General features: G+C 44.4%; 11 protein-coding genes and 1 tRNA gene. 8 read left to right on the top strand and 4 right to left on the bottom strand.

Going from position 1 to position 13263, the window contains the following annotated elements; genetic code table 11:
• Nucleotides 1-215 precede the first annotated feature (215 nt).
• The 5 genes from C9991_RS13515 (at nt 216) to C9991_RS13495 (ending at nt 4017) form a co-directional block, all read left to right on the top strand.
• Nucleotides 216-300: transfer RNA gene (locus C9991_RS13515), tRNA-Ser, on the top strand.
• 197 nt (nt 301-497) lie between these two features.
• Nucleotides 498-746 carry a DUF3791 domain-containing protein gene (locus C9991_RS13510; protein WP_106813046.1) on the top strand — a complete coding sequence of 83 codons (249 nt, stop codon included), beginning with the start codon at nt 498-500 and terminating at the stop codon, nt 744-746.
• On the top strand, nt 728-1231 hold the full coding sequence (locus C9991_RS13505; protein WP_232823350.1) for a DUF3990 domain-containing protein: 504 nt from the start codon (nt 728-730) through the stop codon (nt 1229-1231). Before C9991_RS13510 ends, C9991_RS13505 begins: the two co-directional genes overlap by 19 nt.
• 2 nt (nt 1232-1233) lie before the next feature.
• Nucleotides 1234-1440, top strand: coding sequence for a DUF3791 domain-containing protein (locus C9991_RS13500; RefSeq protein ID WP_106813045.1), 207 nt, complete (start codon nt 1234-1236; stop codon nt 1438-1440).
• A gap of 57 nt (nt 1441-1497) precedes the next feature.
• Entirely contained in the window at nt 1498-4017 is a 2520-nt protein-coding gene (locus C9991_RS13495; RefSeq protein ID WP_106813044.1) for an endonuclease MutS2, read from the top strand.
• Between the two features lie 22 nt (nt 4018-4039).
• On the opposite strand, the gene C9991_RS13490 is transcribed toward C9991_RS13495, so the two are convergent.
• The 4 genes from C9991_RS13490 to C9991_RS13475 all read right to left on the bottom strand — a co-directional run bounded on the left by C9991_RS13490 (nt 4040) and on the right by C9991_RS13475 (nt 8430).
• Entirely contained in the window at nt 4040-4642 is a 603-nt protein-coding gene (locus C9991_RS13490; RefSeq protein WP_106813043.1) for a response regulator transcription factor, read from the bottom strand.
• Between the two features lies 1 nt (nt 4643).
• Entirely contained in the window at nt 4644-5111 is a 468-nt protein-coding gene (gene nrdG, locus C9991_RS13485) for an anaerobic ribonucleoside-triphosphate reductase activating protein (RefSeq protein WP_106813042.1), read from the bottom strand.
• 40 nt (nt 5112-5151) lie between these two features.
• On the bottom strand, nt 5152-7254 hold the full coding sequence (nrdD, locus tag C9991_RS13480) for an anaerobic ribonucleoside-triphosphate reductase (RefSeq protein WP_106813041.1): 2103 nt from the start codon (nt 7252-7254) through the stop codon (nt 5152-5154).
• A gap of 219 nt (nt 7255-7473) precedes the next feature.
• On the bottom strand, nt 7474-8430 hold the full coding sequence (locus C9991_RS13475) for a LuxR C-terminal-related transcriptional regulator (protein WP_106813040.1): 957 nt from the start codon (nt 8428-8430) through the stop codon (nt 7474-7476).
• A gap of 290 nt (nt 8431-8720) precedes the next feature.
• On the opposite strand from C9991_RS13475, the gene C9991_RS13470 reads away from it, so the two are divergent.
• The 3 genes from C9991_RS13470 (at nt 8721) to C9991_RS13460 (ending at nt 13248) form a co-directional block, all read left to right on the top strand.
• A complete protein-coding gene (locus C9991_RS13470) occupies nt 8721-10019 on the top strand; it encodes a putative porin (protein ID WP_106813039.1) in 1299 nt (432 codons plus the stop codon).
• A gap of 31 nt (nt 10020-10050) precedes the next feature.
• Nucleotides 10051-11400: an imelysin family protein gene (locus C9991_RS13465; protein ID WP_106813038.1), complete on the top strand. Its 1350-nt coding sequence runs from the start codon at nt 10051-10053 to the stop codon at nt 11398-11400.
• A gap of 87 nt (nt 11401-11487) precedes the next feature.
• Nucleotides 11488-13248, top strand: a complete 1761-nt coding sequence (locus C9991_RS13460; RefSeq protein WP_106813037.1) for a di-heme oxidoredictase family protein — start codon at nt 11488-11490, stop codon at nt 13246-13248.
• Nucleotides 13249-13263 lie beyond the last annotated feature (15 nt).

Genomic DNA, 13263 nt, shown 5'->3' with positions numbered 1-13263 from the left:
CTCTTGTTCTTATGTTCTCATGTCTTAAAACCGCAAGCAACGAATCTTGTTCTTATGTCCCCTCATTCAACATTTTTTCATGTTTTTCAAAAAAAAGTGGCGAAAAGTTTTGCAGATTAAATAAAAACTACTACCTTTGCACCCGCAAATAAGCAAGACGACATAACGAGTCGTAACATATAGCAAGACTATATCTATCGGATCCAGCACCCTATGGAGAGATGGCAGAGTGGTCGAATGCACCGGTCTTGAAAACCGGCGTACTGAGAGGTACCGGGGGTTCGAATCCCTCTCTCTCCGCTATAAAGGAAGTCAAAAATGACTTCCTTTTTTTCGTTTATTTAACCACAAAACGAGTGGTGTATCAAGGGAAATCGATATATTTGCACAGAATATCATTTATAAGCAAAGGACAATAAAACATGCTACTTGCGTGGTACGGTTCGGAGACCGTGCCTCCTACGGCATAAACGGTCGTTATTTTTTATAATAAATATATGGAGGATAGAGAATTATTACTGAAAAGTACGCCCGACTTCGATCGTCTAGCCTTCACGGTATTGGCAATCGAGGCTTCGGCACAGAAAATGGGAATATCACCATCTGAAATGAGAAGAAGGTTAGATAAAGTTGGACTAATAAAGAATCTTATTCAAAATTGCTATGACACGCTACATACCGAGAGTCGTGAAGCCGTAGCAAATGAAGTGGTAGAGGCTCTTAAAAATTGGGAAAGAGAAGAATAGTGGAAAAGCAAATATTATATCACGGTTCAAATGTCATTGTTGAGCATCCCGTGGTAAGCATTGGCAGAAAAGACTTGGATTTCGGTTCAGGTTTCTACCTTACACCATTATTTGAGCAAGCATCCAAATGGGCTGTCCGTATAAAAATGGTCAGACGAGCGGAAAATTCAATAGTGAATACTTATGAATTCACTCTACCACAAGACTGCAAGGTAAAACGATTAGATGCTTACGATAAGGAATGGCTTGACTTCATTGTTGACAGCAGGAAAGGCAAGCAGCCTTGGAACGGTTATGACGTTATTGAAGGCGGTGTTGCTGACGACCGTGTCATTGATGCAGTAGAAGCCTATATAAATGGTTATGCTGATGTAGAGCACACTCTTCGACAGTTGGTTTACCACAAGCCCAACTACCAGATTTGTATATTAAGCCAAGAGATTGTAGATAAATATTTGTTGTTTAAATCATACGAAAGGGTATAGTTATGTTAGACTTCTTATTATGGAACAAAATAGCTCGTATAATAGCGCAATTGGCTTATACGTTGCATATATCTACAGACCGTGCACTACAGATATTCTACGACTCGGATGTCTGCCGTATGTTGCATGACAAAGAGCTTGGATTGCATCTGATGAGTGATACATATATCGTTAATGACTTGATAGAAGAGCTGAGAGGAAAACAATAAATTAGATAAAATAGGATTAATGGGGATTGTTTGGATGAAAATAAGTAACTTTGCAGCATGATTTATCCAAGCAATTTTGAAAACAAGATACAGTTTAGCGAAATACGATCGCTATTGAAGGGATACTGCCTTAGTCAACTTGGTAAAGACAAGGTGGATGTCATGGCTTTCGGCAATGATGCAGAGCTGATAAACACTGCACTAAGACAGACGCGCGAGTTTAGACGCATGCAAGAGGAAACTGATGACTTTCCGCTTCAGTATTTCTTTGACATGCGTGCTTCTATTAAGCGAATACGCATAGAAGGTACGCATTTGGAGGAAAACGAGATATTTGACCTGCGACGCTCATTGGAGACGATTGCTGGTATTGTGAAGTTTCTGAACAGAAGCGATGACGATGGCAACTACGACTACCCTACTCTGCACGCTCTTACAGAGAACGTGCTGACCTTTCCTGACCTTATAAGACGTATTGACCAGATTCTGGACAAGTATGGAAAGATTAAGGATACAGCCTCACCACGACTTGCAGAGATACGTTCGCAACTGCGTAAGGCAGAAGGCAGCGTCTCGCGTACATTATATAATATACTGCGTGCGGCACAAAGCGAGGGTCTTGTAGAAAAGGACGTAACGCCTACCCTACGTGACGGCAGATTGGTTGTGCCTATTGTGCCAGCTATGAAACGACGCATTAAAGGTATTGTACATGATGAATCGTCGACTGGTAAGACGGTGTTTGTAGAGCCTACCGAAGTGGTTGAAGCCAACAACCGCATCAGAGAGCTTGAGGCAGACGAGAGAAGAGAGATTATAGTGATACTTACCGAATTCTCGAAGCTGGTGCGTCCGCATGTGGATGACATTATATACGCCTATCAGCTGTTGGCAGAGATTGACTTTATACGTGCGCGTGCCGAATTTGCACGTCTAACCAATGGTATTGAGCCGGAAGTTAGTGCAAAGCCAGTTGTAGACTGGATTACGGCTAAACATCCTTTATTGTGGCTTGCGCTTAAGAAGCAGGATAAGCCTATAGTTCCTCTTGACATAATGCTGACGAAAGACCGCCATATACTTATTATCTCGGGACCTAATGCTGGCGGCAAATCGGTATGTCTTAAGACGGTTGGATTGTTGCAGTATATGCTGCAATGCGGACTATCTATTCCTGTAAGCGAACGTTCTAAGGTGGGCATCTTTGCAGACATAATGATAGACATTGGCGATGAGCAGAGTATAGAGAACGACCTATCTACCTACTCTTCTCACTTGCTGAACATGAAGAACATGATGAAGCAAGCCAACGAGAACACATTATTATTAATAGATGAGTTTGGTACTGGTACCGAACCACAGATAGGTGGTGCCATGGCAGAAGCTGTGCTAAACCAATTTGTAAAGAAACATGCATGGGGCGTAATAACAACCCATTATCAGAACTTAAAGCATTATGCCGACTCGCATGACGGCATAGCAAACGGTGCCATGCTATATGACAGACACGAGATGCGACCATTATTCCAATTGGCTATTGGTCAGCCAGGATCGTCGTTTGCAATAGAAATAGCACGCAAGACGGGAATACCCGATGAGGTGATACGCGAGGCAAGCGACATTGTTGGCTCTGACTATATACAGAGTGACAAATATCTGCAGGACATTGTTCGCGATAAACGCTACTGGGAAAACAAGCGACAGAACGTGCATCAACGCGAGAAAGACCTTGAGAAGACAATAGCGAAGTATGAGGAGGAAATAAAGGAACTGGCACAGAAACGCAAGGAGATATTGCGACAGGCTAAAGAGCAGGCACAAGAACTGCTGAAGGAGAGCAACCGCAATATTGAGAACACTATACGCGAGATACGTGAGTGCCAAGCCGAAAAGGAAGAAACGAAGCGACTGCGTGAGGAGCTGAACGCATTTAAGGAGGACGTGAGCGAGATAGATACTAAATCGGCCGACGACCTAATAGAAAAGAAGATGCGACAGATTATGGAACGCAAGGAACGCCGAGAGAAACGAAAGAAGGAGAAGAAGGAGAATACGGGCAAGCCAACAACTATAGGCACCAAGCTTCCTACTCCATCGGCATTGGCAGAGCAACAAACCTTCTGTGTGGGTGACAATGTGCGTATGCGCGGACTTACTACGGTTGGTACTGTTGAGGCTATAAGTGGAAAGGAAGCCACTGTGATATTTGGAGATGTGCGAACAAAGGTGAAGATGTCGAGACTGGAGCATACAACAAAGACTCCAGAGACAACACAACCTGCCACATTCGGCATAAGCAAGGAGACAAGACAGACTATAGACTCGCACAAATTGAATTTCCATCAGGATTTGGACGTGCGCGGCATGCGTGGCGACGAGGCTCTGAATGCTGTGCAGCACTTTATAGACGATGCCATACTTGTAGGTATGTCGCGTGTACGCATATTGCATGGTAAGGGCAACGGAATATTGCGCCAACTGATAAGGCAATATCTACAGTCGGTACCCAATGTAACAAGCTGTAAGGACGAGCATGTGCAGTTTGGCGGAGCGGGAATAACGGTTGTAGACTTTTAAAGGTAATGGACTTCTAAAACCTTTATATCTCGTTCACCCCTACATACCCGTGCATAACGGCATATATCGTAAGAGCAGACACACTGTGAATATCAAGTTTGGACATGAGATTCTTGCGATGAGTGATAATCGTCGGCAGACTAAGATGTAGTTTGTCGGCGATTTCTTTGTTGATATATCCCTTGACAATAAGCGACAAAACCTCTATCTCGCGCGTAGACAATGGTGTGGCACTATTGGTATCAGCAGACTGAACTGGAGGTAGATTGCGCCCGTTGGCATGAGCATGTTGCTCGAGCATAAGCAAGGAACGCAGCAGAAGCTTAGGCGGAAGATTGGTGCAAATAGTATGAAAAGAGCTGAGAGCAGCCATATCGTCGGCAGCCGAGCTGGACAACACAATGGTTTTATGGCGCATCTGCTGAAAGAAAGGCATATTGTTGAGCACAACACGCACGTCGACAAAGTAATGGAAATACTGTTCGGGATGGTTTGCTTGAAGTTCGGCAAACGATCCAAAGGAATCTATCTGCAGCATTGGCATTACCGACTCCAATAAATTAGTTAACCCCAACACCGCAAGAGTGTTGGGGTCGACTATAGCTATACGTGGAATATTATTCATATTATTTCTTCCAGAAACGTGAAGTAATATCGGTGAAGTCGTCGCCCACAGCGCGCTTATAAAGGCGCTGATTGGTGGTACGATCCTTTAAGCATCCAAGATGCTCGATGTACGGACCTAGTTTAATGTAGTCGAAATCACGCTTGCGTATCGACTTTGGGAAATGCTGTCGGCCACTATACCATGCAACCTTGATATCCTGATGCTCACGATGCAGATACTGTGCAAGCAAGCTAACATACTTAGGATCGGCGTCTCCACCCATAAAGCAAATGCAGGTTATCTCGCCGTCATACTGTTTCATAAACTGGTCGAGCACCATAGGGGTGAGTGGTTGGCCAATGTTCTCCCACAGATATTGGCTGTGGCAACCCGGACAATGGCAAGGGCAACCAGTGATATTGATAGACAACGTCACCTCGTCGGGTATTTCCTGAAAAACGATTCCTGTATTGAGATAATTTAGCATAATTGGATTGCTTTAAAGGGGTGTTTGAATTGTGATACTATTAGTCTTGTATAGACTTCTCCACCTCAGCATAGTAGCGGCGCTTAGCCTCTTGCTGACGAGCCTCTGAGAAATTACTTACACGCTTAAGGTAACCGATGATGCGGGTCATATAGTCCACATTCTCGCTTCCACAGTGAGGACACTTCTTGAGATAACGCTTGTCGATGTAGCCACAATCGTTACAGATGGTGTTAGGAATATTGAATGTAAAGTAATTGCATCCCTCCTTGGCAGCCACTCGAAGCAATTGACGATACTGGGGCTTAGAGAGATGTTCCTCAAGATTCATATGCAGAGCTGATCCACCAGTTAGATGCTCGATATATGGAGCGCCGTGAAGCTTGAACTTGTCAACAATATTGAGCGAGTCGTCCTCTACAATATAGAAGTAGCTATTGTAACAGTCGCGCGGAACGAAATAGCCATCCTCACGATCCCATTTAGCGTGCTTAACACCAACATTCTCGGCAGGAATCATCTCGCAGTTGAACATCAGTTCCTTGGTGCGGTACTGCTTGTTGTATTTCTCCACAAGACCAAGCACTTTCTGTACAAAATGCAGGTAGTCGGGATTATCGTTAATCTTCAGACCCATAAATTCGGCAGCCTCAACCAATCCGTTTACACCGATGGTGAGATATTGGCGACTCATATTGATATATCCGGCATCGAAGAGCGGAAGCATACCTTGCTTCTGCAACTCTTTAAGATTCTCGTTGTAGGCAGTCTGTACCTTATGGCAGAGATCGATGATATGAGCAAGGAACTCCATATAGTCCATATTATTCTTAACGGCATACTGAATGCAACGGTTAAGGTTGATGGTGAGCACACTCTTAGAACCGGTAGACACACCACCCGCGCCAAGAGTATAGCTGAAGCCATTGTCCTGAATCTCGTTGCGCAGACGACAGCAAGAGCTAAGCGAGTCGGCATTGTCGCTCATATAAGTAAAGAACGAATGACCTTCTGAGTACATCTCGGCAGTAAAGTCGCCCCACTCCTTATCTATAACATCTCCATCCTTAGAGAGAAGAGCCATTGTCTCGACTGGGAATGTAAGCACAGTCTTGGTACGCTCCTTATTGAACCACTTCATAAATCGCTTCTGCAACCAAGAGAGTCCATCCCAATCTGGCTGAGAGCCATCAGGGAACATAAAGTTGCCGAAGAGACTCTCGAAGTAAGGTTTATCGTAATAGGCAATATTCCAGAACACAGCCTGGTAGTTGCGTGCGCCAGTAGGCTGGTTGATAGAATAGACTATCTGCTCGAAGCAATCGGTAATCATCTTATCGATTGTGCGCTGCTTGAGAGAAAGGTCGACTACCTTGTCGGCATTCTGCCAATAGTCCTTACCATATTCCTTGCCAATGAAGTAATTAAGATACATAAGGAACTCGGGAGTGGCACAAGCGCCGCTAAGCATACTTGACACCATGAACACCATATTGACAAAGCCACCACAGAACGACTTAAGATTAGTTGGCTTAGAAGAGTTGCCACCTATAGACGATGTGCCACCAATAAGCCATGGATACATGGTTATAGATGCACAATAGTTAGCAAGCGAGGTCTCATCATTCTTATATATAAAATGATGATTGAGCTTTTCGATGTACTCGTCGGCAAGCTCCTTGCCATACATTTGCTTGATGCGATCGGTGAGCAAACGACGGTTAAGACGGATGAAACTTGACTTAGGCAACTCGCCAATAAGAGTGGCGATATTCTTATGCTCAACATTTGCATTTGCGTCATACTTTGAACTTGTTGCAGCATTAGCCTCTTTGCAATAGTCTGTCAAAAATTTCAACTTATCCATAGTCTCGCGATCCTCGTTATGACGCTGACGATAGAGCATAAATGACTTAGCTACCTTGTAGAATCCTTCACGCATAAGAGCCTCCTCTACTTGGTTCTGGATATCCTCAACGGTAATACCCTCATAGATATCTAAATGACTGATAATCTTAGAGATAGCACCTAAATCAGCATCTTGTCCAACCGACTGGAATGCCTTGATTATGGCATTCATTATCTTGTCTAAAGAGAAACGGTCTTGCGAACCGTCGCGCTTGGTAATATTAAAATCTTTCATTATATTTAGTAATATGTTTTTGACAACTTTCAAGTTTCTAAAATGCAAAAAGTTTTCCGTTTTGGAAAACTTTTGGAAAACTTAAGGCTAAAAAGTTTCCCGTCTTTCATTCTTAAAACCGATTGCAAAGATACTATAAAAAAACGACTTGCGTACAGTATAAGCACAAAAAAAGCGGAAAAATTTTCCGCCTTAAATCTTGTTAAAACCAATGTTAATTTACAACTTAACCGAACTAATATCGACAAGGTTGTTAACTATTGCGTAAATGGTAAGCCCTGCCGGACTGTGTATCTGTAACTTACGTGCAATGTTACGACGATGAGTGATAACGGTATTGACCGATATGCACAGATGGTCGGCTATCTCCTTATTGGTCATACCTTGCACAAGAGCCACAATTACATCCTTCTCGCGTTCGCCAAGAGCCTCGGTTCCATCTACATTCTTGCCAATCATGTTGGATATTTTGGCTGTAACATCGCTCTGCTTAAGTTTCTGTTCTAAACGACGCACCGCAGGTATAAATATCTCGTCCTCTACCTGGGCATGCAGCGACAGCCATTCCTCATTATTATATATATCATACAATGTGGCAGATAGCTGATTGTTGTGCAGACCATCGCTTGGCAGATACTTGATGATAATACTCTTTAGCTCGCGCAACTTGCTACTCTCCTGGCCATGATGCTTGGAATACATGTCTATCTCGAAGTCGTTAACGGGCTTGCCTTGCAGCAAAGCCTCGACATAAGGATACACATTCTTCTCCTCGTACTTCATGTGAGCGGTGATTGAACGAGCATACTCGTCGTAGAGTTTAAGGATGAGTCGAGCAAGATTATCCTTATCGTCAAGCGCATCTACAAGTTCCTTGCGTATAAATGGCAGTTGGAAACCTATGAAATAATCGTGGCTTGCCTTGAGATATTGCAAAAGGGTTGGCATGGAAAGACGAGTAGCATCGTCGAAGTCGCGATAACCATTGATAGTGAAATTGACCACAGCAAGGAACGTATATGTATCAACGTGCTGTTCCTCGCACACCTGACTAACTGTTTTGTCGCCAAAGCCAAGGCTTATACCAAAACTGCCAAGACTCTGAAGCAAGTTGTAGTTGTCCCGGATAAGAGATATCATCTTGTCGTCGGGTTCATACATTTTCTGATTTTTCATCTTATTGTATGCTTATACCTATTGTTATGTCCTTGTACCCACAATACGACTTGCAGGTATATTATAAATATGTATTATACATTATATATATAACACTTGCAAAATAACAAAAAAAACACGAAACCTACAATCATCATATATAGGTATTTTATATTTTTAATAATTCGTTTTTTGACAATATTACCTAAATATGATGATAAAACTACCCCTTTGCTATTTACCAAATATTGAGTATTGTCATGTTTAGGCATTAGCGATACCTTTGCAGTCGCAAATAAATATTAAAAATCATGAATAAATCGACAATTGTTTCTATGGCTTGCGCAGCTGCAATATGCGCTCCGTTAGCCGCAAATGCACAGACTGCGACTGCCGACAGTGTGATGCAACATGTCAGTGGTAATAGACTAAGTATTGGCGGATACGGTGAGGTAGCATTAAGCCGCAACTTCTACAGCGACTCTGGTAACCGTTACAGTTCGGCAAGCAGTAGAAAGAACGATCCAAGTCATGGACGCTTCGACATACCACATGCCGTGATATATCTTGGATATGACTTTGGCAAGGGTTGGACGCTTGGCACCGAGATAGAGTTTGAGCATGGAGGTACGGGATCGGCAATAGAATACGAGGCCGAGGAAGCTATAGAGTTTGAGCAAGAACAAGAACGTGGCGGTGAGGTAGAACTTGAGCAGTTCTGGATTCAGAAATCGTTTGGCAGGTTTGCCAATATACGTGTAGGACATATCGTAGTGCCAGTAGGCTTGACCAATGCTCACCATGAGCCATTAAACTTCTTCACGGTATATCGTCCCGAGGGAGAAAACACCATACTGCCATGTACATGGCATCAGACAGGCATTTCATTTTGGGGACGCACGGGCGACTTCCGTTATGAGTTGCAGATGATAGCAGGTTTGGATGCTTGGCAATTCTCGCGCGACCAATGGATAAAACCAGGAACAACAAAGCCATTCGAGTTTGAGACAGCCAATAAATATGGCTTCTCAGCACGAGTAGACAACTACACAATCCCAGGTCTTAGAGTAGGATTGAGCGGATATTATGGACAATCGATGCATAATGCCGTGCCTCACGACATGGAGACAGGCAAAAACAAGAACATTAAAGGCAACATTTACCTTGGAGCAGTAGACTTTACATACAACGCACACAACTGGATTGCACGCGGCAACGCCGACTACGGATATGTAAGCGACGCGAAGACAATAAGCGCTATACGCAAGCCAGGCACACAATACGTTAAGCCTTACGAGAGCAACCAGACATTTGGATCGCACGCTATAGCCACAGGCATAGAGATAGGCTACGACATTTTCTCGCAGATAGCAAAGCTTCGCGCCGACAAGCAAAAGCTATATGTGTTTGGTCACTTTGAGTATTACAACTCGTGCCTTGGCAGTTCGAAGGAATACACAAGCAAGAAGATATTCGCAGGTGGCATAAATTATTATCCATTGCCACAGATTTGTGTAAAGGCAGAATACAGCTATCGCAAGTTTAAATCGCAGTACAACGATGAGCCTGCAATAAACATAGGCGTGGCATATCAGGGAATGTTCTTATAAGTAACTAACATTAATAATTAATAGCAAAAAGATGAAAAAAATTCAGAAATTCGTTATGGCATTCCTTCTTGGTGCCATGACCCTTGGATTCACAGCATGTGGCAGCGATAACGGCGGCGACGAAGTGTTCAACCTTCCTGAAGTAGGTCAGGCTACAACATCAGTAAGCAGCCAGGACAAGGAGATGCAAAAAGTGGCAAAGAACTATGTTCAGGCAGTTGTTTACCCAACTTATCAGGCTCTTGCCACAAACGCACGCACATTGTATAGTGCAGCACAGACCCTTTATAAGTCGGCTGAGGCTGGTACAATGACACAGGACGAGATTAATGCAGCATGCGAAGCATTCAAGAACACACGTCGTGAGTGGGAGCGCAGCGAGGCATTCCTCTTTGGTTCGGCAACAGACAATGAGCTTGATCCACATATTGACTCATGGCCACTCGACCGTGACGAACTTGAGAAGGCGCTCAAGAACGAGACCCTTATCGCAGGTTTCAAGAGCGAGAACCCTGCCAAGTTTGTTTCTGAGCACAACACACAGTTCCAGTCGGTACTTGGTTTCCATGGTATGGAGTTCGTGCTCTTCCGCAATGGTGCACATCGTACTGTTGAGGCTCTTAAGGCTAATGACACAGACGAAGGTGTTACATCAGTAAAGGGTATCGACGAGCTTGCCTTCCTTCAGGCTGTAGCTGCTGACGTTCGCAACATCACAGCTCTTCTTGAGTTTACATGGATGGGTAGCGCAGCAAGCAACGAGACAAAGGCAATCCTCAGCGGCGAGGGTAGCTACGTGTTCAGCACACTTCGCTACAATGGTCTTGCTTCAAATGGTACAATGTGCTTTGGCCAAAACTTGCTTTCTCCGTCGTCAACAACAGGCTATACCTCATGGCAGGGCACTATGAATCAAATCTTCGTAGGAGGTTGCTCAAACATCTGTGCTGAGGTAGCCGACCAGAAGTTGGGTCAGGCTTATCGTGTTGCTACCGGTCATGGTGGCACAACAGAGGATGGCGAGAAGGAGTCAATCGACTATATCGAGTCTCCCTACAGCCACCGTTCGTTCATCGACTACCAGGACAATATCTACTCAATCAAGAACTCTCTATATGGCACACGCGACATAAACACCACAACACCTGCTGAGAATTCTATGTTGAGCCTTCTGAAGAAGATGAACTACTCTGGTTATGACAAACTTGTAAACGCACTCAACACAGCTATCCAGACACTTGAGACAGCCAAGAACAGCGGTAAGTCGTTTGTTGAGGAGCCGGGAGCACAGCGCGTTAAGGATTGCATCGATGCTGTATCGGCACTTGACGAGGAGCTTAACAATGCCGGTTCATGGATTAACCTGCAGGACGCTATCTAACAAATCAATATTAACTACTTGCGTGGGTATGGCAGGTATGTCATACCCACCTATTATTATTTGAACACATTTATAAAATAATACATTATGAATAAGAAAATATACCTCTTCGGTTCATTGGCAATGTGCTTATCGATGTCATTGCTTTCATGTAATGACGACGACCCTACACCAGTGGATAAATTCGAGCCTATGGAGTCGGACGGTAAGTACGTAGGTCAGGCTGTAGGCAACTTCTCTAAAGATGAATGGTATCCAGGTGGCGAGCTTGGCACAACCGACAATGTCACTTCGGGTTGTTATGAAGACGAGGCTCCTGCAGTAACTGAGCAGGGACTTATCGACAACTTTAATGCAGGCGAGAAGTTCTTTGAGCGTCAGTTTACATCAGCAGCGTCAGGCTTTGGTGGTCTTGGTCCTGCTTCAGTACGCCGTTCTTGTCTCGACTGCCATCCTAACTACGGACATGGCAGACGTATGGACTCTTACACCACACAGTATGGCAACGGCAATGGTTATCTGCTTGCTGTTTATCATCCTACTGATGGAGCCAACAGCAACGACGGAGGATATGTGGCTGAAGTAACTGGCATGCCACAGACACAAGCTACAGAACCATTTAAGGCGCCAATAGATGAGAGTCAGATAAATCTCCAATGGCATGAGGTGACAGCAATGGAGAGCGGATTGCCGATGCAGTTTCCCGATGGCGAGAAATACTCACTTATCTATCCTGAGATTACAATCCCTCGCTCTGCTTTCCGCACAAGTCCTAACCCATACGATACTGGCAACAAGGCTGTAGCTGTGCGTATGGAGTCAACCATAGGTGTTATGGGTACCGGTCTGCTCGATGCCATTACCGAGGATGATATCAAGGCACAATATGCATCAACAGCCAACTACTACAAGAACATTGCAAAGGTGGCTGATGTGAGCGAATATGTAAACCCTAACTTCTGGGATGCCAATGCCAACGACTTTGCCAACGGCGCATGGTATACAGCAACAATAGGTGCTGGTAAGTATGCCAACGGTGAGGAAGGCAAGAAGATGATTAAGCGTTTCACCTATGCCTTGACACGTGCCTCACTTCAGGACGGACCTGGAGCCAATGCTATATGGAATATCACCAACGTTACACGTCCCGACCGTCCAAAGCTTTACACTACAAATGCTTGGGCAGCAGCAATGGCAGCCGACAAGGAAGTGATAGAGAATATAAAGAAAGACCCTACATCACCTTTCTGGGCTAATACCGACGACGAGATAGCAACAAAGGTAGAAAATCTGCTTAAGCCAGGTACTAACCAGTTTGACAACGAATGGCACAACTTCGAGCCTGAGATGTCGGCTGACAAGTTCTACGACTTTATGGTATGGCATCGCGGTTTGGCTATTCCACGTGCACGTAACCTTAATGATGCTCGCGTTCAGCAGGGCAAGAAGGTATTTATGGAGATAGGTTGCGCAAGCTGTCATCGTCCGTCATGGAAGACAGGTTCTGACAATTACTGGACTCCAAACATGATTGCCGACAAGAAGTTGCCGCGCTATGCCAACCAGACCATCTATCCTTACTCGGACATGATGCAACACAAACTCTATATGATAAACGATATACATGGTTCATGGTGCCGCACTACTCCATTGTGGGGAAGAGGATTGGCAGGTGTAAATGGTTCGGGTACAGAGCGTTTGCATGACTGCCGCGCACGCAATGAGGTAGAGGCAATCATGTGGCACGCATATTCAAAGAACTCGCATGCCTACAACTCGGCTTTGAAGTTCTATAATCTGAGCAAGAGCGACCGCGATGCTGTGGTAATGTTCCTGCGTTCAATCTAAAAAAAAGACACACAT

This window comes from Prevotella merdae (assembly GCF_900290275.1).
GTDB lineage: Bacteria > Bacteroidota > Bacteroidia > Bacteroidales > Bacteroidaceae > Prevotella > Prevotella merdae.
The sequence above is the reverse complement of the archived record's forward strand: the minus strand, read 5'-3'. Positions and strand labels throughout refer to the sequence as shown.

Coding starts and splice junctions, on each gene's coding strand:
- nrdD (WP_106813041.1), bottom strand. CDS start 7,254: ATGAAAGATTTTAATATTACCAAGCGCGACGGTTCGCAAGACCGTTTC.
- C9991_RS13495 (WP_106813044.1), top strand. CDS start 1,498: ATGATTTATCCAAGCAATTTTGAAAACAAGATACAGTTTAGCGAAATA.
- C9991_RS13470 (WP_106813039.1), top strand. CDS start 8,721: ATGAATAAATCGACAATTGTTTCTATGGCTTGCGCAGCTGCAATATGC.
- C9991_RS13510 (WP_106813046.1), top strand. CDS start 498: ATGGAGGATAGAGAATTATTACTGAAAAGTACGCCCGACTTCGATCGT.
- nrdG (WP_106813042.1), bottom strand. CDS start 5,111: ATGCTAAATTATCTCAATACAGGAATCGTTTTTCAGGAAATACCCGAC.
- C9991_RS13490 (WP_106813043.1), bottom strand. CDS start 4,642: ATGAATAATATTCCACGTATAGCTATAGTCGACCCCAACACTCTTGCG.
- C9991_RS13465 (WP_106813038.1), top strand. CDS start 10,051: ATGAAAAAAATTCAGAAATTCGTTATGGCATTCCTTCTTGGTGCCATG.
- C9991_RS13475 (WP_106813040.1), bottom strand. CDS start 8,430: ATGAAAAATCAGAAAATGTATGAACCCGACGACAAGATGATATCTCTT.
- C9991_RS13500 (WP_106813045.1), top strand. CDS start 1,234: ATGTTAGACTTCTTATTATGGAACAAAATAGCTCGTATAATAGCGCAA.
- C9991_RS13460 (WP_106813037.1), top strand. CDS start 11,488: ATGAATAAGAAAATATACCTCTTCGGTTCATTGGCAATGTGCTTATCG.